This window comes from Kaistia algarum (assembly GCF_026343945.1).
GTDB classification, from domain to species: domain Bacteria; phylum Pseudomonadota; class Alphaproteobacteria; order Rhizobiales; family Kaistiaceae; genus Kaistia; species Kaistia algarum.
In genome coordinates, this window is the sequence record NZ_JAPKNJ010000003.1 from 196,391 (window position 1) to 222,103 (window position 25,713).

Below are 25,713 nucleotides of genomic sequence, written 5' to 3' on the forward strand. Positions count from 1 at the left end.
CAGGCGCGGCTCCCCCGATTCCCATCGCATAGCCCCCAATGCGACTTCCTTCAAAACCTAGCGGCTCAACCGCCGGTCTATCTATCGAAGAAATGACGACAGGAGCGTTGCAGGACGACTCGTGTCAAAGTTGCAACAGAAGCGACGAGTTGGAGGCCTACCGGATCGCCTTCAGCAAGGCGGTGTCGGGAAAGCATGTCGCGTTGTGGCCGTTGGCCTGCTGCCACTCGCCGATCGCTATGCGCGTCTTGTAGCCGACGAGGCCATCGGGATTGCCGACATCGACGCCGCGTGCCTGAAGGCGCTTTTGCATGGCGCGCACGTCGGAGCGCTTGAAGCCGCCCACATCGCCCCAGGCTCCTGCAATTGCCGAGCCGCCACGGATGCGGTCGGCGAGGTGGCCGATGAAAAGGGCGTAGAGGTCCGAATTGTTGTAGGTTTTCAGGATGTAGAAGTTCTTCGAGACGATAAAGGCCGGGCCGTAGCGGCCGGCCGGCATCATCAGATGGCCGATGCGTTTGGCGTTTTTGCCCGCGAGTGGCTTGCCGTCGAGGGTGCGGATGCCCATCGCCTCCCAGGCGCCAAGTGGCTTGCCTTGGTCCGGGCCTTCGAGGCTGCAGGATACGCTGTCGGGCAGGCTTACCTCGACGCCCCAGGCCGCGCCCGCTTCCCAACCATTCTGCTTGAGATAGTTGGCGATCGAAGCGAGCACGTCCGGTACCGATTCCCAGATATCGCGCCGGCCGTCGCCGTCGAAATCAACCGCCGTAGTCAGATATTTGGTCGGCAGGAACTGCGGCTGGCCAAGGGCACCGGCCCAGGAACTGCGCATCTCCGACAGCGGGATGTGGTCGCCCTCGAGGATCTGCAAGGCCGCGATCAGCTCGGGATAGAAATTCGCCTTGCGCGCGCCCATGAACGCTTCGGTCGCCAGCGTGCGGATCGCCGAATAGGGGATCTTCGCGGCGCCATAGCCGGATTCTCGACCCCAGATCGCGACCAGGATCGAGGCGGGAACGCCGTAGCGCTTCTCGATCGCCGACAGCGTCTTGGACCATTGTTGGTAGCGGGCGCGGCCCGCATTGGTCAGTCCTGCGAGCTTCGCCTCGTTGAAATAGCGCGCGGGACCGGAAAACTCCGCCTGGCGCTGCGGCTCCTCGCGGCCGGGCGGTGCGCCGGGCGGGGCGAGGTCGGGAAGCTTCCAGTCGAGGGTCAGTCCGGCAAAGGCGGCTGCGATCGTCGCGTCGGAGACGCCTGCGTTCCGCGCATCCGGCTTCACCTTCGCGGCGAGCCAGCGCTGGAAGCTCTGTTCGACGGCAGCGTTCTGCGCATGCGCGGCCACGGGCAGGAGGAGGGGGATCAGCAGCGCGAGAGAGGCGAGGAGGCGCAAGGCTTCATTCCATTCCGGCTACGGGATCGATTCGCCGCCGAGCTTCGCCAATCGGACCGGATGGCGCAACCTCGCGCCGCGGGTGACGACAAATCCGGCAAGGCAGCGCATGATCCGATCCTTCTGCGGTTCGGTGCCTGCTTTCAAAGGTAGAGCAGGACGCGGGCGGTGCAATGCGGAAAGGGACGCGATGTCGGAGCCGGCGAGGAACGCGAACGCGGAAGCGACGGGCCGATTCGTGCTGGTGGCGACGATCCTCGCTTCCGGCATGGCGTTCATGGATGGTTCGGTCATCACCGTGGCGCTGCCGGCCATCCGCTCCGGGCTCGGCGCCAGCTTCGCCGAGGCGCAATGGACCTCGAACGCCTATACTCTGACGCTCGCCGCCTTCACGCTGCTGGGCGGCGCGGCGGGCGATGCCTTTGGCCTTCGCCGGGTGTTCATGCTCGGTATCGGGCTGTTCGGTCTGGCCTCGGCAGCCTGTGGGATCGCCTGGTCGGCCGAGAGCCTCATCGTCGCCCGCGCCATCCAGGGCATGGGCGGCGCGCTGATGGTGCCTGGCTCGCTGGCCCTGATCTCGGCGCATTATCCGCCGGCGGTTCGCGGCCGGGCGATCGGCGCCTGGGCAGCCGCGTCGTCCATCGCGCCGGCTATAGGGCCGGTCATTGGCGGCGCGCTGGTCGATGCCGGCTCGTGGCGGGCGATTTTCCTCATCAATGTGCCGATCACTGTGATCGCGCTCTTCGTCTGCCGGGCGAAGGTGCCGGCGGATCAGCCGCATGCAGGGCGTCGAATGGACTGGACCGGCGGCGGTCTCGCGGTGCTTGGCCTCGGCCTCGTCGCCTATGGATTGACGCGGCTCGGCGAGCCGGAGGCTGGCGGCGGGCATGCGGACGCGATCGGCCTGACGGTTGCCGGTTTTGTCGTTCTGGCCGGCTTCCTCATCTGGCAACAGCGCTCGCGCGATCCCATGATGCCGCTGGCGCTCTTTGCCAACCGGACCTTCTCCGGCGTCAATGCGCTGACGCTGCTGCTCTATTTTGCACTCGCCGGGGCCCTGTTCTTCCTGCCGACAGCGCTGATCCAGGCGCATCACTATCCCGCGACGCTGGCCGGCTCGGTGTTCTTGCCCTTCGTCCTCGTCATGGGCCTCCTGTCGCGCTATGGCGGCGGACTCGCCGACCGGATCGGTACGCGTCCTTGCCTCACCATCGGCCCAATCGTGACCGGCATCGCCTTCTGCCTGCTGGCGCCGGCCGTGGCGGCCGGCGGCTTCTGGACAGCCATCGTGCCGGTCATGCTGCTGATGGGGCTCGGCATGGGCATCACGGTGGCGCCGCTATCGACGGCGGTGATGAATTCGGCGCCGGAGAGCCGGCGCGGCGCCGCGTCCGGCATCAATAATGCCGTCGCCCGCGTCGCCTCGCTGCTGGCGGTGGCTTCTCTCGGCATCGCCGTTGGGATCGGCTTTGCCATGGTGCTGGGCGGGGAGACGAGCGAGGCGACGCGCCTCGTGGCCGAGGCCGGCTTCGGCGGCACGCTGGCCTCCACCGACGGGGCGACGATCGCGCTGTGGTCGAGCGCGACCATCGCCGGTTTCTCCGCCGTGACGATCCTGTGCGGCGTCCTGGCGATCCTCTCCGGTGTCATCGGCTGGCTGTTCACCGCCAATGCGGAGCCGGCAGGGACGTCTTAAGCCGCGCGCACACTTCCCTTCTTCTCCGCGATTTGGCCGGCAAGGCGGCCGGTGAGCTCCGCGAGGTGGTCGAAGCGGCTGACATAGGAGCCAACGCCCGCCGTCGCCGAACGAAGTTCGACGATGAGGCCGCGCATTTCGCCTTCGGGAATCTCGGCCTCGACGATGTCCCAGCCGGGCCACCCCGGCTTTGCGTCGAAGCCGAGCAACTGGCCGCGCCGCTGCGTCACCATCATGTTGACGCGCGGGCTCGCCTCGGAGGGAGCCGTGATCGAGACATGGAGGACCGGCTCCAGCAGCACCGACCGGCAAGTCTCCAACCCTTCGCGCATGCCGATTTGTGCCGCTATGCGGAAGGCCTGATCGGAGGAATCGACGCTGTGATAGGAGCCGTCGACGAGCTTCACCGCGACATCGACGACGGGGAAGCCGAGAGGCCCACGCTTGAGGACATCGGTGACGCCGCTCTCGATCGCGGGGATATAATTGCGCGGCACGACACCGCCTGCGATGGCATCCTCGAAGCGGAAGCCGGTTCCGCGCGGCTCAGGACGGATTTCGAGCACGCAGTCGCCGAACTGGCCGTGACCGCCGGACTGCTTTTTGTGCCGGCCGCGCACCTTGGCCTCACCGCTGATCGTTTCGCGATAGGGAATGCTGGGCGGCCGCGTCTCGATGGCGAGCCCGTACCGCCCGGCAAGACGCTCGATCGAGACGCGCAGATGCATCTCGCCCTGGCCCTCGAGGCGGATCTCGCCCGCCTCTTCGTCCTGGCGCACCAGCAGGCCAGTGTTCTCATCGGCAAGACGCGCAAGCGCGGCCGAGAGCCTCGCCTCGTCCTTGCGATCGACCGGGCTGATGGCGAGGGCGATCACCGCCTGGAGCGGGGTTGCGGGCGCGAGTTGCACCGGCGCCGTCTTGCCGGCGGCCAGGGTCATGCCGGTATGGGCGCCGTCGAGCTTGCCGAGGCCGACTACATCGCCCGCACTCGCCGCCTCGCGCTTCGTCATGGACTGACCGAGCAGGCGCAGAACGCCGGAGATGCGGCCGACCGAGCCATCCGGACCCTGCAGTTCCGTGCCGTCGGCAATCGTGCCGCGCAGCACGCGGCCGACGGAGAGTTTGCCGGCATGGCCGGTATGGATGGTCTTCACCACCTGGAAGGTCGGCTCGCCCTCCGGTGCGAGGCCGAGGCGGACCGCGGTATCGGCGATATCGGGCGCTTCATGGCGGATCGCCTTCATCAGCCGGCCGACGCCATGGCCATAAAGCGCCGAACCGATCAGAACGGGGCAGAGAAGGCCGGCGCGCGTATCGGCGACAAGATCGGCGAAGACATGTTCGCGGCTCGGCTGGATGTCCTCCAGCAATTCCTCCATCAGCGTGTCGTCATAGTCGGCGAGCTTTTCCAGCATCGCATAGCGCGCCTTTTCCTCCTCCACGCGGTCGGGTCCGCTGAGCTCGACGAGTTCGCTCGGCGCATGCTCGCGGTAGAGGAAGGCGCGTTCCAGGGCGAGGTCGACGAAGCCGGTGATCGTGCCCTGCTTGCGCATCGGGATGTGACGCAGCAGCAGCGGCGCGCGGCTGGCCGGCTGCAGCAGGGCCAGCGCCTCCTGCATGTCGAGTTCGCTACGGTCGATCTTGTTCAGGAACAGGAAGCGCGGAATGCCGCGATCCTCGAGTTGGCGCAGGATCAATTGCAGGGCAGGGACCTTCTTCTCGTCCGCCTCGGCAACGACGATGGCGCAATCGGCGACGGCCAGTGCGGCGTCGGCCTCGCTGGCGAACTCGATCGATCCGGGACAATCGAGGATCGTCACGGTCTCGGCCATGAATCCGGTCTCGGCGACATTCATCTCGACGCTCATCTTGTGGGCGCGCGCCTCGGACGAGGCATCGCCCACGGAAGTTCCGTCGCCGACCGCGCCCTGGCGGGCGATCGCGCCGGTGCGGGCGAGCATCGCTTCCAACAAGGTGGTCTTGCCGCTGCCGATCGGTCCGACGAGGACCACAGCCTTAGGACCGGCTCTTCTGCCGGGGCCGCCTCCATCCCTGTTCGTCATCGCTTCCTCCGTTCATGAAATGTTCTTGTCTCATTCTCATGGTGGGGCGCGAGAACCGGACCCGGAAGCCCGGACCGCGAGGACATCGTCTCAGGGAAGGGCAGGCGTGGCAAGGCGCATTCGGGTATGCCGCCTCATCACGGCTGGTGGCACAAAATGAAAAAGGCCCGCGAGAGGCGGGCCTTTCGATGCCGATCGGGCTGGAATTCAGCGAACGACAGGGTTCAGCGTCAGCGCGGCGCCGCCGGCGGCGACATTGAGGCCGAGCTGGCCCGTAACGCTGACCATCTGCAGGGCGATCGAGCCGCCCGTGCCACCGACGAGGACATTGGCACCGAGGCCGGCAACGACGGTCGCTTCAGCGGTTGCGCCGAGATAGAGGCCCGAGAGCGCGCCGGAATGATAGCCGGCAACCGGGGCAAACACCGCCCAGATCAGCGTGCCGCGCTTGGTGACGCCGATATCGACGCCGAGCTTCTTGATATTGCCGGTGTAATGCTCGACGCGGCCGCGGGTCGACTTGAAGGTGCAGTTGATTTCCTTCGCCGAGCCGATGACATAGCCAAGGCCGCCGTCAATGTCGCAGGTCAACATGCCGACCTTCACGCCGCCGCGCAGATCGTCCTCGTACTTGACGTCGGCGTCAGCTGCATGGGCGGAGCCGGCGAAAGCGGTCGCGAAGGCGAGGGCTGCAACCTTGAGCGAGACGTTCTTCATCGTTTGAAATTCCTTTTGCGTCGTCAACCTGAGCTATTCGCGCCGCTTGGCGGCACACTCCGGCGCGTGGTAACGGATCTCGCGCGCATTCGTTCAGCGCGAAACTCGTCGCCGGTTTGGCAGAACGCCGGAGACGGCGCAAGTGAACTCAATCACTTGTGGTGAACGGAACCCAAGCGCGGCCGGCGTGCCGCCCCTTTGCCTCCGGGAAGAGCCATGCTGACCGCCTATTCAACCACCGACCGCGGGCCCGAGGCGCAGGCGCCTCAATCGACGGTGCCGACCAGCTGGATCGACCTCTATGAACCGACGCCCGAGGAGGATCGGACGGCTGAGGCGTTTCTGGGCGGCGAGATTCCGACCCAGGAAGAGGCGCGCGAGATCGAGTTCTCCAGCCGCTTCTACGTCGAGAACGGCATCGTCTTCATGACCGCCAGCCTGCTCGTCGGTGTCGAGGACGGGACGCCGGGACTGACGCCATTCACCTTCGCCATGCGCAAGGACAAGCTGGTGACGCTGCGCTATGCCAATATGACGGCGTTCCGCCAGTTTCTCGCTCGCGCTTCCAAGGCGGACGCGGCCTGCACGACATCGGCCGGCGTGTTCGCCGGATTGCTGGATGCGATCATCGATCGCACGGCGGACGTGATCGAACACATCACGCAGGACGTCGATCGGCTCAATGACGAGATTTTCCTGCGCAAGCGGGGGCGCAAGCGAAGCCAGTTTCTGGCCGCGGCGCTGGGCGGGCTCGGGAAGCAGGGCAATCTGGCCTCGAAGTCGCGCGAGAGCCTCGCCTCGCTGGAGCGGCTTGTCCAATATGCGGCGACGGTAATGCCGGAGCGGGGTGCCAAGGGGGATGGTCTATCGGCGCGGCTGAAGCTGGCGCTGCGCGACATACGCTCGCTCGAGGACCACGTTACCTTCCTGCTGAGCAAGATCACGTTCTTGCTGGACGCGACGCTCGGCCTCGTCTCGAACGAGCAGAACCGCGTCGTCAGCGTGCTCACCGTCGTCTCGACGATCCTGCTGCCGCCGATGCTGATCGGCACGATCTACGGCATGAACTTCAAGGACATGCCGGAGCTGGAATGGGTGTTCGGCTATCCGGTCGCGGTGAGCGCGATGATCCTGTCGGCCATCCTGCCCTACCTGTTCTTCAAGCTGCGCGGCTGGATGTAGGCCTGGCTAGAGATAGGGCGAGGCCAGGCGCGTCGCGGAATCGCGCAGGCGAGCGACGAGCGAGCGGCGGCGAAGATCGTCGAGCGTCACGATCCGGGAGCCCTGGACCTTGGCGTCGATGATGGCGTCGCAGGTGGCGACGAAGGCGGCGGAATAGGCCTCGACATTGAACTCGAAATTGAGGCGGAGGCTGCGCGCATCCCAATTGCCGCTGCCGAGCAACACCCACGCGCCGTCCACCGTCATCAGTTTGGAGTGATCGAACGGCCCTGGCGCACGCCGAATGACGCAGCCGGCCCGCAGCAGCGGGGCGAAAAGCGCATTCATCGCCCAGTCCATGTAGAGATGGTTGGACCGCTCCGGAATGACGAGTTCGACATCAACCCCGCGTACCGCCGCCAGCGTCAATTGCGAGGTGATGCGGTCGTCGGGCACAAAATAGGGCGTCAGGATGCGGACGCTCCGGTCTGCCCGGCCGATGGCGGCGGCCATCGTCCACATCAGCTTCTCATTGTCCTCGTCCGGCCCGCTGGCAATGCCGCGCGCCGGTACGTCGCCGGCGGCACCGATCTCGGGGAACCAGGGGGCACCCTCCAGGACTTCACTCGTGGTGAAGGCCCAGTCCTCGGCGAAGGTCTCCATCAGATGCGCGACGACGGGACCCTCGACGCGGAAATGCACGTCCTGCACCGCCTTGGAGGGTGGGATCTCGATCTTGCGGAACAGATTGACCGCGGCGATGTTCATGCCGCCGGTAAAGCCATGGCGTCCGTCAACCACCAGCACCTTCTTGTGGCTTCTCAAATTGACGAAGGACATCTTCCACGGCGCGACTTCATGCATGAAGCGCTCGGCGCGAACGCCGTTCGCCATCAGGCGGGCACAGACGGGGCTGCGCAGATAGCCTGAGCCGATGCCGTCGACGAGGACGCGCACGGCAACGCCGCGCTTCTGCGCCTCGATCAGCGCATCGATGATCGGGCCGCCGCCTTCGTCGTCATGGAAGATGAACGAGCCGATCGCGACGCTGATGCTGGCTTCCTCGATAGCGGCGATCATGGCCGGATAGGCATTGTCGCCGTCGATGAGCGGCGTGAAGGAATTGCCGTCGAGCAGCGGCCGGCCGGTGAGGCGCAGGCCGAATTTGGCGAGCGGTTCCAGATGCACCTCGCCGCGCCGCTCGATCGCTTCCGGCGACAGTGCGAATGGCGAATGCGGCGCATCGACGTCGCCATCCGGGCCGGTCAGCTTGATCGCCTTGCGGCGGACGCGGTTGACGCCGAAGAGGAAGTAGAGAACCGGCCCGATATAGGGCGACAGCCAGGCGAGGCCGATCCAGCCGATGGTCGATTGTGGCGCGAGGCGCGTCAGCAGCGCGTGCACCGTGACGGCCGACGCCATCGCAATGTGGAGCAGCGACAGGAAGAGGGCGAAATCGTTGGTGGTCATCGCTGCGTCTGCCCGCGCTTCATGCGGTGCCCGTCGTCGGCCAGAGCGGCGGCTGCTCTGCCGGGGCGCCGTTCACCTCGATGATGTTGCCGTCGGGATCGCGGACATAAAGCTGCGGGAACCCGGCGAGACCCTGGCGCAGCACCATGATGTGCCACGGATCGTCCACCGGTACATTTTCGCGAAAACCCATCGCCAGGAGATGATCCAGCACCTCGTAGAAATTGTCGGTACGGAAGGAGAAGTGCCAGTCATTGTTGTCGACGGTCGGCACCGGGCGGAAGCTGCCGGCCGGATTGTGCACGAGGTGGATCTGGATATCGCCGCAAGCGAGCCAGACGCCCGGCGTCTTGAAAGGCGGCCGGGCAAGGCGGTCGAGCCCGAAGGCGCGTTGGTAGAAATCGAGCGCGCGATCGAGATCGGTGACGATCAGCGATACATGATGCAGAGTGACGCTGAGCATGGATTTCCCCCCGAGGCCGGATCGACCGGTTAAACGGAGGATACGACCCCAGGCCGCACCTGTCGCCATCGATTTCGCCAGGCGGCAGCCCGGAGGCGAACCGTCAGCGGAGATTGGCGCAGAAGCGCTGGATACGCGAGCAGGCGTCTTCGAGCAGGGCCTCGGACGTCGCATAGGAGATGCGGAAATACGGCGCGAGGCCGAAAGCCGAGCCCTGCACCACCGCGACGCCTTCCTCTTCCAGCAGCGCCGTGACGAAGTCCTCGTCGGTCTTTAGCAACTTGCCGCCCGCCGTCGTCTTGCCGAGCGTGCCGGCGCAGGACGGGAACACGTAGAACGCGCCTTCCGGGTTCGGGCAGACGATCCCGTTCGCCTGGTTCAGCATCGACACGACGAGGTCGCGGCGCTTCCTGAAGATCTCGGCGTTCTTCGGGATGTAGTCCTGCGTCCCGTTCAGCGCCTCGACTGCCGCCCATTGCGAAATGGAGGAGGGGTTGGACGTCGACTGCGACTGGATCGTCCCGATCGCCTTGATCAGTTCGACCGGACCACCGGCATAGCCGATGCGCCAGCCGGTCATGGCATAGGCCTTGGAGACGCCGTTCACGGTCAGCGTGCGATCGAACAGCTTCGGCTCGACCTCGGCGATGGTCGCGAACTTGAAGCCGTCGAAGACGAGATGCTCATACATGTCGTCGGTCAGGATCCAGACCTGCGGATGCTTGAGCAGCACGTCGGCGAGCGCGCGCAGTTCCTCGCGCGTGTAGCCGGCGCCGGTCGGGTTCGACGGCGAGTTCAGGATCAGCCACTTGGTCTTCGGCGTGATCGCCGCTTCGAGGGCCGCCGCATTGATCTTGAAGCCCTGCTCCTGCGGTCCGACGATCTCGACGGGCGTGCCGCCGCCGAGCGCCACGATCTCGGGATAGGAGACCCAGTAGGGCGCTGGAATGATCACCTCGTCGCCGGGATTCAGCGTCGCCATGAGCGCGTTGTAGAGCACCTGCTTGCCGCCGGTTCCGACCGTGATCTGGTTCGGCGTGTAGGTCAGGTTGTTCTCGCGCTTGAACTTCGCGACGATCGCGGCCTTCAATTCCGGAATGCCGTCGACGGCAGTGTACTTCGTCTTGCCCTCGCGGATCGCGGCGATGGCCGCTTCCTTGATGTTGTCGGGCGTATCGAAATCCGGCTCGCCAGCGCCGAGGCCGATGACGTCGCGGCCCGCTGCTTTCAGCTCGCGCGCCTTGTTCGTGACCGCAATGGTCGCGGAAGGCTTGATGCGGGAGAGGCTGTCGGCGAGGAAGGCCATGATCGGGGCTCCGGGAGATCGGCTTGACGCGGGAGGCGCGCGGCGCGGAACCTAGTGCCACGATCCCGCGATGGCAAGCTGCGCCATGGCTTTCCGGCGTTTCCTACGCCATCGTGAATTGACGTCGCGCCGTCCTTCACTAGCTGTTGCGTAAGGACCACTCATTCGCCGCGACCGGCCGGAGGACATCATGCTGATCCGCAGGAAAAAGGGCTGGGAAATCCCGGAGCGCGAAGCGACGCCCGAAAGCGTCTTCCTGAACCGGCGCGACCTGCTCGCGGCCGGCGGATTCGGGCTCGCGGGCTTCGCGCTGCCACGCGGCGCCCTTGCGGCGGAGGATGCCGATCCAAGTGCAGGCCTTTATCCAGCCAAGCGAAATGACCGCTACACGGTCGACCGGCCCATCACTCCCGAGGAGATCAACGCGCACTACAATAATTTCTACGAATATTCGACCGACAAGGAACTTGCCGATGCGGCGCAGGCGCTGAAGACGCGGCCCTGGACGATCGCCTTTGGTGGCATGGTCGAAGCGCCGAGAACCGTCGGCATCGACGATCTCCTGAAGGCGATGAAGCTGGAGGAGCGAGTCTATCGCCATCGATGCGTCGAGGCCTGGTCGATGACAGTTCCCTGGACCGGCTTCCCGCTCGCCGATCTCGTCGCCTATGCGAAGCCCTTGTCCGGCGCGAAATATATCCGGATGGAAACCTTCATGAACCCGGAGATGGCGCCGGGCCAGAACCAGCCCTTCTATCCCTGGCCCTATGTCGAAGGGCTGACGATGGCCGAGGCAACCAACGAGCTCGCCTTCATGGTGACGGGTGTCTACGGCAAGCCGCTCCTGAAGCAGATGGGCGCGCCGATCCGCCTGCATACGCCGTGGAAATATGGCTTCAAGAGCGTCAAATCGATCGTGAAGATCGACTTCGTCGAGGAACAGCCGCTGAATTTCTGGCAGCAGCTTCAGTCCTCGGAATATGGCTTCTGGGCCAATGTGAACCCGGAAGTGCCGCATCCGCGCTGGAGCCAGGCGAGCGAGACGGTGCTCGGCAGCAATGAGCGCGTGCCGACGCAACTCTTCAACGGCTACGCGCCCTTCGTCGCCGACCTCTACAAGGGGCTCCAGGACCAGCCGCTCTATATGTGAGGATCAGCCGGTGATCCATTCGATCATGGCGCGGTTGACGGCTTCAGGCTGTTCCAGCGTCGAGGAGTGACCGCATTCCGGCACGATCACAAGCTTAGCGCCGCGAATGGCTGCCGCTATTTCCTCTGAGCGGTCCGGCGGCGTCAGTGTATCGCTGTCGCCGACAAGGACGAGCGTCGGGACAGATATGTCTGCGAGACTGGGGCGGCTATCTATCCGGCCGATGATAGCTTCTGTCTGACGGGCAAAGCCGCCGATACCGACCGTCAGCCCCATGCCGATCATGACGTCGAGCACGGCGGAATCGTCGCGATGCGCGGGATGGAGAAGCGTGACAAACACCTGTGCCAGAAGCGATTTGAAAATGCCGGTCCGAGCGTGGGTCAACAGCGCGCGGCGCTTGGTAATCTCTTCGGGTGTATCCGGGCGGGCGGATGTGTCGAGCAGGGCCAGCTTGTTCACACGCTCAGGCGCCTGCCGCATGATCTCGAGGCAGATATAGCCGCCCATCGAAATGCCGGCGAGCGCGAAGCGCGGCGGTGCGGTGGCGAGAATGGATGCGGCGATCTCCGCCATTGTCTCCCCTGCCATCGTGGAGGCGACCGTGACCGGACCATGTGGCCACAACGCCGCGACCTGGGGAGTGAAGACTTCTGCCGAGCAGAGTAGCCCAGGCACTAGAACGATTGGGACCATGCGGCTTATCCGGAATCAGCAATGCGGGGGGCTTCGAGCTATCCGGATGATATAGCGCGGCGGGGTCGTTTCATCCGCCAGAAAAGAAAAGGCCGGGCACTCTTGCGAGGCCCGGCGAGTCTTGATTGCTGCGGCAGGGAAAGCGCAGCAAACACCTTCCAGAGGGAACAGTTGAGGCCGACCGGTCCGCAGGGAGGAGAAAGCGGGGGCCAACACATCAACTGATGCGTATATGGAATGGTCAGGCTGCCTAAACAACCGGCATATGTGCATCGCAGCTATGCATTCTGCGAATGTCAGAAAATGCGGCCAAAAATCACGAGAATTTGAGAATGACGGCGAGGAAATCGGCCAAATTCGGGGCTAATTTTCCGCGAATCTCTCAAAAAACGCAGTGTTCCAGCGGCGCACGCTGCGTTGCGGCGCGCGCGGTGCGAAATTGTCGCTTCGGCTGGTTCAAAACTGAGCAGGCAGGGTCAGAACTGCCAGTTCTGCGCCTTTGCCAGCATGAAATCGCGGAAGGCGGTGACGCGGGCGGAATTCTTGAGTTCGGCCGGATAGCAGAAATAGGTCGGGAAGCTCGGCACCTGCGCCTCGGGCATCAGCTTCACGAGGGCTGAGTCGGCCTCGATCATATAGTCGGGCAGGATCGCAATGCCGGTGCCTCGCTCAACGGCGGCCTTGATGGCGTAGATATTGTTGATGCGCACAATCGGCTCGCGCGGATTGTCGGTCGAGCGGCCGGCGATTTCCAGCCAGTTCACATCGCGGATATTGGGCGGCACGGGGACGCCGAAGGTTACGATGCGGTGCTTGTCGAGATCTTCCAGCGTCTCGGGGCTGCCAAAGCGCTCGACATAGGCCGGCGCCGCATAGACGTGGTAATGCGTCGTGAACAGGCGCCGCTGGATCAGGTCCGGCTGCACCGGTTGGCGCAGACGGATCGCTACGTCGGCCTGCCGCATCGTCAGGTCCAACTCCTGATCGTCGAGGATCAGGTGAAGATTGACACCGGGATGCATGTCGACGAATTCGTTCAGACGCTCCGTCAGCCAGGTCGAGCCGAGCGCTACCGTCGTGGTGATGCGCAGCGTACCGGTCGGCTTCTCGCGGGAATCGGTGAGGCGAACGCGAACGCCTTCCAGCTTCATCATCACGTCCTGCGACGTGCGATAGAGCAGTTCACCCTGCTCGGAAAGGATGAGGCCGCGGGCGTGGCGATGGAACAGCGGCACGCCGAGATCCTGCTCCAGCGCGCTGACCTGGCGGCTGACGGCGGATTGGCTCATGCCCAGCGCCTCGCCGGCATGGGTGAACGACCCCGCCTGCGCGGCGGCGTGGAAAATCCGAAGCTTGTCCCAGTCCATGGTCAGGCCGTCCCCGTCGGCGCCGATCCGTCTCGGCTATTCCGCCGCGACGGCGGTCAGTTCACCCGTCCCGGCCGTGGCGAGCCAGCGCTCGGCTTCGAGCGCGGCCATGCAGCCTTGCCCGGCGGCGGTCACCGCCTGGCGGAAGGTCTCGTCGGTGACGTCGCCGGCGGCGAAGACGCCCTCGACGCTGGTCTGCGTCGAATCGGGCGCCGTCCAGATATAGCCGGAGGGCTTCAAGTCGAGCTGGCCGCGGATCAGGTCGACCGATGGCGCATGGCCGATGGCGATGAAGACGCCATGGGTTTCGCGCTCGGTGATCTCGCCGGTCACGACGTTCTTCAGCTTCAAGCCCGTCACCGATGGCGGGAAACCGCCCGAGCCGACGACCTCTTCGATGGCCGTATTCCATAGCACGTCGACATTCGGCAGCTTCGCGAGGCGGTTCTGCAGGATCCGCTCGGCGCGGAAATGATCGCGGCGATGGACGATCGTGACCTTCTTGGCGATATGGGCGAGGTAGAGCGCTTCCTCGACCGCGGTGTTGCCGCCGCCGACGACATAGACTTCCTTGCCGCGATAGAAGAAACCGTCGCAGGTGGCGCAAGCCGAAACGCCGAAGCCCTTGAAGCGCTGCTCGCTGTCGATGCCGAGCCAGCGTGCCTGCGCGCCGGTCGCGATGATCAGCGCGTCGGCGGTGTAGGTCTCGCCGGAATCGCCCTTCAGGACGAAGGGGCGGCTTGAGAGGTCGGTCTCGACGATATGGTCGTTGACCATCCGCGTTCCGACATGCTCTGCCTGAAGGCGCATCTGCTCCATCAGCCAGGGGCCCTGGATGACATCGGCGAAGCCGGGATAGTTCTCGACATCCGTGGTAATGGTGAGCTGACCGCCCGGCTGGATACCGGCGATCAGCATCGGCTCCAACATGGCGCGGGCGGCATAGATCGCCGCCGTGTAGCCGGCCGGACCCGATCCGACGATGATGAGTTTCGCGTGCTGCATGATGAGCCGTAAATGGTGTCGAAGGCCGCTTTCCGGAAGCCCTCAAGTTTAGAGGGTTGTGTCCAGCGCATGCAAGGCCACGAGCCATGCATTCCTGTGAGTTCTCAACGACAATTGTTTCCGAATCATGGCGCTTCGGTCAGAATCGCGCCGAACCGGCGGCGCCGCCAACCTTTCGGCGATCCGGCCCGTTCCGAGGCAAGCGCGTGAAGGCCAATCTCGACGCCATCGACTGGAAGATCCTGAAGGAGCTTCAGGCAGACGGCCGTATTACCAATGTGGAACTCGCGAGGCGCGTCGGTATCTCGGCGCCGCCATGCCTGCGCCGGGTGCGGGGGCTGGAGGAGGCCGGCATCATCACCGGCTATCGCGCCCTCGTCGACGAGAAGGTGCTCGGCTTCGACGTGACCATGTTCGCTATGGTCGGGCTGTCGAGTCAGGCCGAGGCGGATCTTTCCGCCTTCGCCGCCAGGGTGCAGGGCTGGGCCACCGTGCGCGAATGCTACATGCTCTCCGGCGAGGCCGATTTCATCTTGAAATGTGTCGCCCCGACGCTGCGGGCCTTCCAGGCTTTCGTCGAGGAACTGACCTCCGCTGCCAATGTCGAGAGCGTCAAGACATCGCTGACGATCCGGCGGATCAAGGACGAGGCGGTGGTGCCGATCGGGTAAGCTGCTTGGAAGCTGGTGCGGCCACTCGGTTCGGTTTGCACGGTTGAAAGGCCGCAAGACGGAGTTTTGGTCGTGAGCAAAGAGATCGATGGGTTTGGCTTCGCGATCGATCCTGCCGAACGCATGCAACAGGTCATGTTAGCGCTTCACGATCTTCTGGATCAATCCAACATGGCCGGATTTCCCGAAGAACTGGTTGGTCAGCTTGATCTGGTTCGGCGGAAATACCTGGACGAGTTTGAGCGCCGATGTCCGGGCTACGGCAGTGGCCGCGCCATCTGGCGACAGTCCAGCGAAGGCTGCGACCAAAGTCTGGCCGCGGCTGAACTGTCCGGTGGTGTTCGTCACCCGTCCGCTATCGCCGCAACCTTCATCGCCGTGTTCCAGTTTCGCCCGGTGCCGCGGAGGCCCAGCTTCTTTTCGATGAGCGGCAAGGTCAGTTTCGACGTGCCGATGCCGTCGGGATAAACGACGTAGAGGACGCGGCCATTCACCTCAACCCGTTCGGGCCCCTGGATCGCAGCGCGCAGCGCTTCGACATCGGCCGGCTTCGGCTCGCCCTTCAGCACCACCAGAACAAGATGGCTCGGATCCATCTCGGCTTCGCTCCGAAACGGATTCGCGGCAAGGACTTCGCGCCATTCGTCGAGCGGACGGACGAAGACGTCCGTGTGAAGGCCGAGCGCTTCACGCGCCGCTGTCTCCAGCCGGCGTTCGAGCGCGGCATCGGCCGGTTCGTCGGCCTCGAAAACGAGATTTCCAGTCTGGAGCAGGGAGCGGACGCCCCGAAGGCCAAGGCCCTCGCAGAGCGTCCGCAGATCCGCCATCGCGATCCTGCCGGCGCCACCGACATTGACGGCGCGAAGCAGCGCGATCGTGGTCGTCATCGATCCGTCAGCGGAAGCCCACTTCCAGGATCTCGTAGGAGCGCTCGCCGCCTGGCGCCTGGACGTTCACGGTGTCGCCGACGGTCTTGCCGATCAGGGCACGGGCGATGGGCGAGGAGATCGAGATGCGGCCCTTCTTCACGTCCGCCTCCAGATCGCCGACGATCTGGTAGCTCTTCTCTTCCTCGGTGTCCTCGTCGACGAGCTTCACCGTCGCGCCGAACTTGACAGACTTGCCGCTCAGCTTCGAGACGTCGATGATCTCCGCGCGCGACAGCTTATCCTCAAGCTCGTTGATGCGGCCCTCGTTCAGGCTCTGCGCTTCCTTCGCGGCGTGATATTCGGCGTTTTCGGAGAGATCGCCATGCGCACGCGCCTCCGAGATCGCCGCGATGATGCGCGGGCGCTCTTCAGAGGTGAGGCGCTTCAGCTCGATTTCGAGAGCTGCGTGCCCACCGGCGGTCATGGGAACCTTTTCCATGGTGTTCCAAGCCTTTTCTTCGTTTTGCGGTTCACGCGGTTTGGGCGCGGGAACACAATAATACACGGCACCAGCCCGAAAGCCGGTCCGTTCCTTTGATCGCATCAGCAACGTGGGGACTGTCCTAGGCCGGCGCAAGCAGCGCCGGCTCCCCCTTCGGGGCGCCTCCCGGCAAACCCAAGCGACGAGTTTCCCCTACGATCGCGGCAAGCGCAAGGCCCGTTTTCCGCCAATCCCCGCCGCCCGAAACCTCAGGCGGCGTCGAAATAGGATTGCAGCGGGCGAACTTCCAGAACCCCGGTCGCATAGGCCTCAATGCCCAGCGAGGCGGCGATCGCGCCGGCAAGTGTCGTGTAATAGGGGACCTTATGTTGCAGGGCGGCGCGTCGCATCGAACGGCTGTCGCCCAGCGCGCGGGCGCCCTCGGTCGTGTTGAAGACCAGGTGGACGTCGCCATTGCGGATTGCGTCCGCGATGTGCGGACGGCCCTCGCCGACCTTGTTGATCTTGGCGCACGCGATGCCTTGCTCCGCCAGATAACGCTGCGTGCCGCTGGTGGCGATGATCTTGAAGCCGAGCGCGGCGAGACGCCGGGTCGGCTCGACAATCCCGTCCTTGTCGGCATCGCGCATCGACACGAACACCGTGCCGGAAACGGGCAGGGCGTTGCCTGCGCCGAGCTGGCTCTTGGCGAAGGCGATCGCATAGTCCCAGTCGAGGCCCATGACTTCGCCGGTCGAGCGCATTTCCGGCCCGAGCAGTGTGTCGACGCCGGGGAAACGCGCGAAGGGGAAGACCGCTTCCTTGACCGCGATATGATCGTGCTTCGGCGGCGTCAGCCCGAACGAGGCGAGGCTTTCGCCGGCCATGATGCGCGAGGCGATCTTCGCGACCGGCTGGCCGATCGTCTTGGCGACGAAAGGCACGGTCCGCGAGGCGCGCGGGTTCACTTCGAGCACGTAGATCTCGCCATCCTTGATCGCATATTGCACGTTCATGAGGCCGCCGACCTTCAGCGCCAGGGCGAGCTTCTTCGTCTGCGCTTCGAGCTCGGCGAGGGCCTCGGCCGAGAGCGAATGCGGCGGCAGAGAACAGGCCGAATCGCCCGAATGGATGCCGGCCTCCTCGATATGCTCCATGATGCCGGCGACGAAGACGTCCTTGCCGTCGCAGAGCGCATCGACGTCGATCTCGATCGCGTCCGACAGATAGCGGTCGAACAGCAGCGGGTTCTTGCCGAGCAGCGTGTTGATCTGGCCGGTCTTGTCGTTCGGATAGCGCGCCTTGACGTCGGAAGGCACCAGCTCCGGCAATGTGCCGAGCAGATAGTCGCTGAGCGCCTCGTCCTCGCGGATCACCTGCATGGCACGGCCGCCCAGCACGTAGGACGGGCGTACCACCAGCGGATAGCCGAGATCGGCGACGACGAGCCGCGCCTGCTCGACGGAATAGGCAATCCCGTTCTTCGGCTGGCGGATGCCGAGCTTGACCAGCAGCTTGGAGAAGCGGTCACGGTCCTCGGCGAGGTCGATCGCATCCGGCGAAGTGCCGAGGATCGGGATGCCGGCAGCTTCGAGCGCTCCGGCCAGCTTCAGAGGCGTCTGGCCGCCAAACTGGACGATCACGCCGTGCAGCCTGCCGTTGCTCATCTCGACGCGCAGGATCTCCAGCACGTCCTCGGCGGTCAGCGGCTCGAAATAGAGCCGGTCCGAGGTGTCGTAGTCGGTCGACACCGTTTCCGGATTGCAGTTGATCATGATCGCTTCATAGCCGGCATCGCGCAGCGCGAAAGCGGCATGGCAGCAGCAATAGTCGAATTCGATGCCCTGGCCGATTCGATTCGGGCCGCCGCCGAGGATGACGACCTTGCGGGCGTCCGAAGGCTGCGCCTCGCTGATGGCGGTGCCGGCAAAGGGCGTCTCGTAGGTCGAGTACATATAGGGCGTGGGCGAGGCGAATTCGGCCGCGCAGGTATCGATGCGCTTGTAGACCGGATGAACGCCGAGCTTCTGGCGCGTCGCTGCGATGTCGCTTTCGCCGCTACCAGTGAGAGCAGCGAGACGCTGGTCGGAGAAGCCCATCGCCTTCAGCTTGCGCAATCCATTGGCGGTCGGCGGCAGGCCGTGCATGCGAACCTTCGCCTCCGTCTGCACGATGCCTTCGATCTCGCGGAGGAACCACGGATCGATCTTGCAGCTCTCATGCACGGCCTCGACCGATTGGCCGAGCCGCATCGCCTGGGCCACCTTCAGCAGGCGGTCGGGTGTCGGCGTGCCGAGAGCGGCGCGGATGGCGTTCGTGTCGTCGCCCTGGCCGAGGCCGGCGATTTCGACCTCGTCGAGGCCGGAAAGCCCCGTCTCCAGGCCGCGCAGAGCCTTTTGCAACGATTCCTGGAAGGTGCGGCCGATCGCCATGACTTCGCCGACCGACTTCATGGCAGTGGTCAGCACTGGCGAGGCGCCCGGGAATTTCTCGAAGGCGAAGCGCGGAATCTTGGTGACGACATAGTCGATCGTCGGCTCGAACGAGGCCGGGGTGGCGCCGCCGGTGATATCGTTTTCGAGTTCGTCGAGCGTGTAGCCGACGGCGAGCTTGGCCGCGACCTTGGCGATGGGGAAGCCGGTTGCCTTGGATGCGAGCGCCGAGGAGCGCGACACGCGCGGGTTCATCTCGATGACGATGAGCCTTCCGTCCTCGGGATTGACCGCGAACTGGACGTTGGAGCCGCCGGTCTCGACGCCGATCTCGCGCAGCACCGCAAGCGATGCATCGCGCATGATCTGGTATTCCTTGTCGGTCAGCGTCAGCGCCGGCGCGACGGTGATCGAATCGCCGGTATGGACGCCCATCGGATCGATGTTCTCGATCGAGCAGATGATGATGCAGTTGTCCGCCTTGTCGCGGACGACCTCCATCTCATATTCCTTCCAGCCGAGGACGCTCTCCTCAATCAGGACCTCGTTGGTGGGCGAGGCGTCGACGCCTCGCTCGACGATCTCGATGAATTCCTCGCGCGTATAGGCGATGCCGCCGCCCGTGCCGCCCAGCGTGAAGGACGGGCGGATGATGGCGGGCAGGCCGATATCAACGAGCGCCGGCAGCGCCTCCGTCAGCGAATGGGCGAGGCGCGAGCGCGGCGTCTCCAGCCCGATCTTGGTCATGGCGTCGCGGAAAAGCTCGCGGTCTTCCGCCTTGTCGATCGCCTCGGCGGTGGCGCCGATCATCTCGACATTGAACTTGTCGAGGACGCCCATCTTCTTCAGCGACAGCGCCGTGTTCAGCGCGGTCTGGCCGCCCATAGTCGGCAGCAGCGCATCGGGGCGCTCCTTCTCGATGATCTTCGCCACGATTTCGGGCGTGATCGGCTCGATATAGGTCGCGTGGGCCAGCTCCGGGTCCGTCATGATCGTCGCCGGATTGGAGTTCACCAGGATGATCCGGTAGCCCTCTTCCTTCAGCGCCTTGCAGGCCTGCGTTCCGGAATAATCGAACTCGCAGGCCTGGCCGATGATGATCGGGCCGGCACCGATGATCAGGATGGATTGGATGTCTGTACGTTTCGGCATGGGGTCTCGCGCGGCGCAAAGCGCCCGCGCGGCTATCCGTGCGGGAGCTTGACTAGGGTCCGATTCAGGCTAGGGCGGCCTTATAGGGGAAAAGGCGGGAAGGGGGAACCCCCGGAACCGGAGCGGGTCAGGCGACTTGAAGGCGTGCGTCTGGCGGTTCGCCGAACGGCAGCTTATTGTCGGTCCATATTCCTGGGGTGGCTGGGCACCATCCCTTTCCGGAGGAAATTCGATGCGTCTCGACAATCAGCGCGAGAGCAACAATGTCGAGGATCGGCGCGGTGACGGCGGTGGCGGTTTCGGCGGCGGCGGAATGCGGCAGGCCGGCATGGGCATTCCGCTCAAGGGCGGCTCGCTTGTCACCATCGCCGTCCTGGTCGGCATCGGCTGGCTCGTCTTCGGCATCAACCCGCTCCAGATGCTTTCGATGCTGACCGGCGGCGGCGGAAGCATGACGCAGGAGGAGAGCTATCAGCCATCCTCGCCGCAGACCTCGACCAGCAATGGCGGCGCCCAGGATGCCGGCAAGCAGTTCGTCGCCAAGGTGCTGGGCAGCACGGAGGATGTCTGGACCGAGATCTTCGCCGCCGGGGGCAAGAGCTATACGCCGACGCCTCTGGTCCTTTTCTCCGGCTCGACCGCTTCGGCCTGCGGTTCGGCGAGCGCGGCCTCGGGGCCGTTCTACTGCCCGGTCGACAAGAAGGTCTATATCGATCTCGCCTTCTACAACGAACTCAAGAACCGCTTCGGCGCGCCGGGCGATTTCGCTCAGGCCTATGTGATCGCGCATGAGGTCGGCCACCACGTGCAGGATCTCGTCGGCGTGCTGCCGGAATTCAACCGCCAGCGCCAGCAGATGAGCAAGGCCGAGGCGAACGACATGTCGGTCCGGGTCGAGCTGCAGGCGGATTGCTATGCCGGCATCTGGGCCAATCGCACCGACCAGAAGGGCATGCTGGAGGCCGGCGATATCGAGGAGGCGCTGAATGCGGCAACGCAGATCGGCGACGACACGATCCAGAAGCGCAGCCAGGGCTATGTCGTGCCGGACTCCTTCACGCATGGCACGTCGGCGCAGCGCAGCGGCTGGTTCAATCGCGGCTACAAGAGCGGCCGCATGGACCAGTGCGATACGTTCTCTGGAAGTATCTGAGCGACCATGAGCGAGGGGTCGATCCGGCAACTGGCGGAACGGCTCCTCGTCGAGGGTGCCGCCAGCCTATCGGCTCATGATCGAAAGCTGCTGGAGAAGATCGCCCAGCGCATTCCCGTCGTGCGCGACATCAACAGCGAATTCGATTCGCAACTCACCTTCGGGGAGCGACTGTCCGATCGGGTCGCCGAGATCGGCGGCTCCTGGAGCTTCATTATCGGCTTCGGCGCCATAATCGTGACTTGGGTGATACTGAATTCGATCGTTCTGGTCCGGTGGGGCGGAAGTTTCGACGCCTATCCGTACATCTTTCTCAACCTCGTCCTCTCCATGGTCGCCGCGCTTCAGGCCCCGATCATCATGATGTCGCAGAACCGGCAATCGGACAGGGACCGGTTGGCGGCGCGGCTGGATTATGAGGTCAATCTCAAGGCCGAGCTTGAGATTACAGCCCTGCACGAGAAGCTCGATCAGCTGCGCTCCGGCGAGGTGAAATCGATCCTCGGCCACATCGAGACGCTGCTGGAGCGGCATCTCGCGGAGGAGGAACTGCGCGAGACATTAGGCCAGCAGAAGGGACGAACCGCCGATGAAATGCTCTGATAGGCCCGATGGCCGTTCCGAGGCTCGTCCTATCAGGACCAAGAATGGCGATTTGTTCCTAGTCCAGGACGATGGCGATCTTCTGGCGCTGGGCTTGATAGCGCGAGGCAATAACAGGGCAATAAAGCTTGGCTATTTCTTTGATCCGTCAAATTTATGTCAGTTTAATAATGTCGATAGAATGAATCTATCGGCTTCAGACGCCATATATATAGCGAAATTCAGCTACCTGCACTTGAAGAATGGCAAATGGCCTATTGTTGGGCATCTGGCGGACTTCTCCCGAGAAACTTGGCCAATGCCAGTTTTCCAGTATCGAAATATACTTACCAACATTATGCAATATAGAATGTATGATGAAGAAAAATTAGAATATATGATTGGAGAGTATGACGAATTTTCTATAGAAGACTATGCGAAATCGAGTATTATGGCAAGTGATGGCTTGGATGGCGCGATTTATGTTGAAAATTTCTTGAGAGGAATACTTAATAATTTGAAAAATTCCCTGAACTAGATCGATTCTGGATCTGATAATTGGTTTTTCTATCTGACGTCAATATCCGTCCACCTGCAGCATCCAGTTGATCACCTGGCGCCAGTCGGTCATGCGGATCGGCGTGCCGTGCGAGCCGGTGTTGAAGAGGACGAATTGGGTCGGATATCCCGGCGCCTGCTTGCGGATCGTGTCGTAGAAGGCCGCTTGCGCCTTCCAGTCGAACACCTTGTCGTCGCTGCCATGGCCGAAATAGAGCGGGATGCGGCGGCCTCCCGGCTTCATCGCCGGATTGCCGAAAAAGACCGGATCGTCGAGCGAGCCCAGCAGCAGCATGCCGGATAGGATCGAGCTCACCTGCGGGTCATCCATCAGCTTCCAGCAGACATTGCCGCCGAAGGACCCGCAGGCCAGGAAGACCGGCGCGCCCGGCGACTTCTTCGCATAGGCGAGCATCAGCGCCTTGACGTCGGCGGCGCCGTTGTCGTTAAAATCGGTGAAGTCGGGCGAGAGATAGACGCCGCCGGCATTCACCACCATGTTCTTGATGCGGTTGAAGTTTCCGCCGAAGGACCAGTCGTCGGCGCCGAGGAAGCGGGTGCCGTTCTGGCCGTGCAGGAAGACGACGATCATCTTGGCCGGCTTGTTGACGGCGCCGACGCCGACATACCGCAGCTTGCGGCCATTGCCGCCCGTGTAATCGTAATGCGCCTGCGCCCAGTTCACGCCGGTCGAGACATATTGCCATTTGACCTTGCGCTCGGGGATCTCGTCCCGCTGATGGATGTCGCGCATCTTGTCATAGTCGACGACGATGAAGTCGCCTCCGTCCTTCGTTTCCAGGATCCCGGGGAAGGCGAAGAGCTTGTCCTTTTCAGGCCCAAGCCGAAGCTGGGCGGCGGCCGGCAGGGCGGCGAGCAAGGCCAATGCGCAGCCGAGAATCGCCGCCAGCGTTGCTGATCGAATGCGCACCATGCCGATTCACCTGTCCTGATCCGGCCGACAAGATGGCATCCCGGCGCTCCGCCGCCAACCGGGCTCCGCGGCATGGTCATGAAGTTCCGCTATTCAGGGAACGTTCAGCCCCGTGAGCCGATTAGGAGCCTGCGGGTGTCCGGCTGCCGCTTTCGCGACCGGATCGGGCCTCCGCCTTGCCGTTTTCCTCGTGTTGAATACGGCGAATCGTTGAATGTGTCCCTCGCCTCGGGCGGCGGAGTGGAAGCGGGAAGGTTGACATGAAGACACTGGGAATCGTCGCGGCGGCGTTGCTGGGAGGTGTCGCGGTCGCGGCAGCCGGCATTGCTACGGGCGTCGTCGACTTGCCCTATCGGATCTCGCTGACGCCGAAATCCGACACTCTCGGCCAGCCCACGCCGGCCGATGCGACCACCGATACCGATACCTATGACGAGGAGACCGCGGCGGAGGCCGCTGCTGACCCGGCTCCGGCGCCAGCCGCCGTTCAGCCGCCGGTCAAGGTCGCCGCCGCGCCGCCGAAGCCGCGTCCGAAGCCCGTCGCCGCCGCCCCGGCACGGCCGCGCCCGATCCCCGTCGCCAGCCAGCCCAGCGGCAAGATCGACTATTTCTTCAACGAGCTCGCGCCCTACGGCAATTGGGTCGACGATCCGGATTATGGCTATGTCTTTGTGCCCAAGCGGCGCGGAGCTGGCTGGCGCCCCTATGAGCAGGGCGAGTGGATCTGGACCGACGATTATGGTTGGTACTGGGAGTCCAGCGAGCCTTTCGGCTGGGCGACCTATCATTATGGCCGCTGGGATTACAGCCCCGTCTATGGCTGGTTCTGGGTGCCCGGCGATACCTGGGCGCCGGCCTGGGTGACGTTCCGCGTCGGCAAAGACGCGGTCGGCTGGGCGCCGATCGCGCCGGATCGCTCCGGCTATGCCTATGGCGCGCCACGCCGCTATGATCCGCCGGTGGCGGAGAGCTGGATCTTCGTCGATCGCCGCGAATTCGGCGCCGGCGATGTCGGGCAATATGCGGCGCCGGTCGACGAGGTCGGCGGCTATTTCGGCCGGGCTACCGATGTCCGCCGCCCGCAGTTTCAGGATGGGCGCTACTACAACGAGCCGATCGGCCGGCCTGACCGCCCGAGCCGCGAGCTGGTCTATGTCGACCGTCAGGACGATATTTTCCAGGATGATCGTGGCGGACGCCTCGGCGTGTTCCGCCCGCAGATCGAGGACGGCTCCTTCGATCAACGCCCCGGACGCGTCGCAAGGGACCTGCAGCCTGCGGACCGGACGCTGATCAATCAATATGTGCCGCAGGACCAATTGGCAGCCGGCGCGTTTTCGGCGGCGCTGCTCTCGGTCCTCGATCCCGGCGAGCGGCAGGATCTGCGCCGCGTCCGCGCTCAGTCGTCGAACCAGGCGATGAAGGTGCAGATCGACAAGCTCAACGCCGAAAAGGCGGCGCTGGTCGAACAGCAGCGTCGCGACGCCGCCAACCAGCAGGCCCAGATCGACGCAGCCGTGAAGAAGGCCGCGGCCCAGCGAGACGCAGAGCAGCAGCGTTTGCAGCAGGAGCGCGCCGCCAAGGCGCCCGAGGTGCTGAAGGCGATCGAGGCCAAGCCGGCTCCGGCGGCGCCCCAGCCGGAAGCCACTCCGGCACCGGCCCCGCAGCCGGAACCGGCTCCGGCCCCGCAACCAGCGCCAGCGCCGCAACCCGAGCCGCCCGCCGCAACGCCTCCGCCGGCCGCCGAAACGCCGGCAGCGCCCGCGCCGGAAGCCCCGCCCGAGAAGCCGCGCAGGAAGCGTCCGCCGGCCGCCGAGCAGCCTGCGGCCGAGCCATCGGCGCCCGCCGCAGTACCCGAGCCGCAACCGGCCCAGCCGCCGGCTGCGGAGCCTCAGGCTCCAGCCGCCGAGCCGGCCGCGCCCGCGGCCGAAACGCCAGCGCCTCCGGCCGATAATGCTCCGCCGAAACGCAAGAAGCGCCCGGCGGACGAAGCGCCGGCTGCCCAGCCGGAACAGCTGGCCCAGCCCGCGCCAGAGCCGCAGCCGGCGCCTGCTGCGGAGCCTGCACCGCAGCCCGAGCCGCCGGCTCCCGCCCCGGCACCGGAGCCGCCCGCCACTGAGCCGCAGCCCGCACCGGCCGCGCCGCCGGCGGCCGAACCCGCGCCGCAGCCCGAGCCTCCGGCCGCCGCACCGGCTCCTGAGCCAGCGCCTGCCCCAGCCGCCGAGCCTCCGCCCGCGCCGCAGGCGGAGCCCGCTCCCGCGCCTCAGCCCGAGGCGGCGCCGGCACCCGCCGAGCCAGCGGCTCCGCCGCCAGCGCCTGCCTGCCCGGAGGGCACGCAGCCCCAAGCCGATGGAAACTGTGCCGCGCCGCAGTGATGGAAAACGAAACAGCCGCCGG

The 25,713-nt window shown here is 64.7% G+C and carries 22 protein-coding genes; 8 read left to right on the top strand and 14 right to left on the bottom strand.

The features are described from left to right. Positions 1–157 precede the first annotated feature (157 nt). Positions 158–1,390, bottom strand: coding sequence for a lytic murein transglycosylase (locus tag OSH05_RS19285; protein WP_104218026.1), 1,233 nt, complete (start codon positions 1,388–1,390; stop codon positions 158–160). 190 nt (positions 1,391–1,580) lie between these two features. Here OSH05_RS19285 and OSH05_RS19290 point away from each other — a divergent pair, with 190 nt between their 5' ends. Beyond that, positions 1,581–3,086 (top strand): DHA2 family efflux MFS transporter permease subunit, encoded by a 1,506-nt coding sequence (locus tag OSH05_RS19290; RefSeq protein ID WP_104218025.1) that lies wholly within the window; start codon positions 1,581–1,583, stop codon positions 3,084–3,086. On the opposite strand, the gene OSH05_RS19295 is transcribed toward OSH05_RS19290, so the two are convergent. Then, positions 3,083–5,149, bottom strand: coding sequence for an elongation factor G (locus tag OSH05_RS19295; protein WP_104218024.1), 2,067 nt, complete (start codon positions 5,147–5,149; stop codon positions 3,083–3,085). The genes OSH05_RS19290 and OSH05_RS19295 overlap by 4 nt on opposite strands. A 207-nt stretch (positions 5,150–5,356) precedes the next feature. After that, a complete protein-coding gene (locus OSH05_RS19300; RefSeq protein WP_104218023.1) occupies positions 5,357–5,866 on the bottom strand; it encodes a DUF992 domain-containing protein in 510 nt (169 codons plus the stop codon). 216 nt (positions 5,867–6,082) lie between these two features. Between OSH05_RS19300 and OSH05_RS19305 the strand changes: the two genes are divergently transcribed. Next, a complete protein-coding gene (locus tag OSH05_RS19305; protein WP_104218022.1) occupies positions 6,083–7,048 on the top strand; it encodes a magnesium transporter CorA family protein in 966 nt (321 codons plus the stop codon). A 6-nt stretch (positions 7,049–7,054) separates the two neighbouring features. On the opposite strand, the gene OSH05_RS19310 is transcribed toward OSH05_RS19305, so the two are convergent. The 3 genes from OSH05_RS19310 to OSH05_RS19320 form a co-directional block, all read right to left on the bottom strand. Continuing rightward, positions 7,055–8,497 (bottom strand): phospholipase D-like domain-containing protein, encoded by a 1,443-nt coding sequence (locus OSH05_RS19310; RefSeq protein WP_104218021.1) that lies wholly within the window; start codon positions 8,495–8,497, stop codon positions 7,055–7,057. Positions 8,498–8,516: 19 nt separating this feature from the next. Beyond that, entirely contained in the window at positions 8,517–8,960 is a 444-nt protein-coding gene (locus tag OSH05_RS19315) for a VOC family protein (protein WP_104218020.1), read from the bottom strand. Between the two features lie 103 nt (positions 8,961–9,063). Continuing rightward, entirely contained in the window at positions 9,064–10,266 is a 1,203-nt protein-coding gene (locus tag OSH05_RS19320; RefSeq protein WP_104218019.1) for a pyridoxal phosphate-dependent aminotransferase, read from the bottom strand. Positions 10,267–10,456: 190 nt separating this feature from the next. Between OSH05_RS19320 and msrP the strand changes: the two genes are divergently transcribed. After that, a complete protein-coding gene (gene msrP / locus OSH05_RS19325; protein WP_104218018.1) occupies positions 10,457–11,416 on the top strand; it encodes a protein-methionine-sulfoxide reductase catalytic subunit MsrP in 960 nt (319 codons plus the stop codon). 3 nt (positions 11,417–11,419) lie between these two features. On the opposite strand, the gene OSH05_RS19330 is transcribed toward msrP, so the two are convergent. The 3 genes from OSH05_RS19330 to trxB form a co-directional block, all read right to left on the bottom strand. Then, positions 11,420–12,112, bottom strand: a complete 693-nt coding sequence (locus OSH05_RS19330; protein WP_104218017.1) for an alpha/beta fold hydrolase — start codon at positions 12,110–12,112, stop codon at positions 11,420–11,422. 476 nt (positions 12,113–12,588) lie between these two features. After that, on the bottom strand, positions 12,589–13,479 hold the full coding sequence (locus tag OSH05_RS19335) for a LysR family transcriptional regulator (RefSeq protein ID WP_104218016.1): 891 nt from the start codon (positions 13,477–13,479) through the stop codon (positions 12,589–12,591). A gap of 36 nt (positions 13,480–13,515) precedes the next feature. Continuing rightward, entirely contained in the window at positions 13,516–14,484 is a 969-nt protein-coding gene (trxB, locus tag OSH05_RS19340) for a thioredoxin-disulfide reductase (RefSeq protein ID WP_104218015.1), read from the bottom strand. Between the two features lie 206 nt (positions 14,485–14,690). On the opposite strand from trxB, the gene OSH05_RS19345 reads away from it, so the two are divergent. Continuing rightward, entirely contained in the window at positions 14,691–15,155 is a 465-nt protein-coding gene (locus OSH05_RS19345; RefSeq protein ID WP_104218224.1) for an Lrp/AsnC family transcriptional regulator, read from the top strand. A 138-nt stretch (positions 15,156–15,293) separates the two neighbouring features. Here the strand turns inward: OSH05_RS19345 and OSH05_RS19350 are convergent, their stop codons facing one another. The 4 genes from OSH05_RS19350 to carB all read right to left on the bottom strand — a co-directional run bounded on the left by OSH05_RS19350 (position 15,294) and on the right by carB (position 20,089). Continuing rightward, positions 15,294–15,503 (bottom strand): hypothetical protein, encoded by a 210-nt coding sequence (locus OSH05_RS19350; RefSeq protein ID WP_165801508.1) that lies wholly within the window; start codon positions 15,501–15,503, stop codon positions 15,294–15,296. Then, entirely contained in the window at positions 15,500–16,042 is a 543-nt protein-coding gene (locus OSH05_RS19355; RefSeq protein ID WP_104218014.1) for a DUF1697 domain-containing protein, read from the bottom strand. Before OSH05_RS19355 ends, OSH05_RS19350 begins: the two co-directional genes overlap by 4 nt. Before the next feature lie 7 nt (positions 16,043–16,049). Beyond that, on the bottom strand, positions 16,050–16,523 hold the full coding sequence (gene greA, locus OSH05_RS19360) for a transcription elongation factor GreA (RefSeq protein WP_104218013.1): 474 nt from the start codon (positions 16,521–16,523) through the stop codon (positions 16,050–16,052). A gap of 251 nt (positions 16,524–16,774) precedes the next feature. Beyond that, a complete protein-coding gene (gene carB / locus OSH05_RS19365) occupies positions 16,775–20,089 on the bottom strand; it encodes a carbamoyl-phosphate synthase large subunit (RefSeq protein ID WP_104218012.1) in 3,315 nt (1,104 codons plus the stop codon). A gap of 232 nt (positions 20,090–20,321) precedes the next feature. Here carB and ypfJ point away from each other — a divergent pair, with 232 nt between their 5' ends. Genes ypfJ through OSH05_RS19380 form a run of 3 tightly spaced genes read left to right on the top strand, consistent with a single transcriptional unit; the run spans position 20,322 to position 22,362 of the window. Beyond that, positions 20,322–21,242 (top strand): KPN_02809 family neutral zinc metallopeptidase, encoded by a 921-nt coding sequence (ypfJ, locus tag OSH05_RS19370; RefSeq protein WP_104218011.1) that lies wholly within the window; start codon positions 20,322–20,324, stop codon positions 21,240–21,242. A 6-nt stretch (positions 21,243–21,248) separates the two neighbouring features. After that, the gene (locus OSH05_RS19375; RefSeq protein ID WP_104218010.1) at positions 21,249–21,845 is read left to right on the top strand and encodes a DUF1003 domain-containing protein; all 597 of its coding nucleotides are present in this window, start codon (positions 21,249–21,251) and stop codon (positions 21,843–21,845) included. Continuing rightward, positions 21,832–22,362, top strand: coding sequence for an Imm26 family immunity protein (locus OSH05_RS19380; protein ID WP_104218009.1), 531 nt, complete (start codon positions 21,832–21,834; stop codon positions 22,360–22,362). The genes OSH05_RS19375 and OSH05_RS19380 overlap by 14 nt, the downstream gene beginning before the upstream one ends. A 39-nt stretch (positions 22,363–22,401) precedes the next feature. Here the strand turns inward: OSH05_RS19380 and OSH05_RS19385 are convergent, their stop codons facing one another. Continuing rightward, positions 22,402–23,316, bottom strand: coding sequence for an alpha/beta fold hydrolase (locus OSH05_RS19385; RefSeq protein ID WP_104218008.1), 915 nt, complete (start codon positions 23,314–23,316; stop codon positions 22,402–22,404). 260 nt (positions 23,317–23,576) lie between these two features. Here OSH05_RS19385 and OSH05_RS19390 point away from each other — a divergent pair, with 260 nt between their 5' ends. After that, positions 23,577–25,691 carry a DUF6600 domain-containing protein gene (locus tag OSH05_RS19390; RefSeq protein ID WP_104218007.1) on the top strand — a complete coding sequence of 705 codons (2,115 nt, stop codon included), beginning with the start codon at positions 23,577–23,579 and terminating at the stop codon, positions 25,689–25,691. The last annotated feature ends 22 nt before the right edge of the window (positions 25,692–25,713 follow it).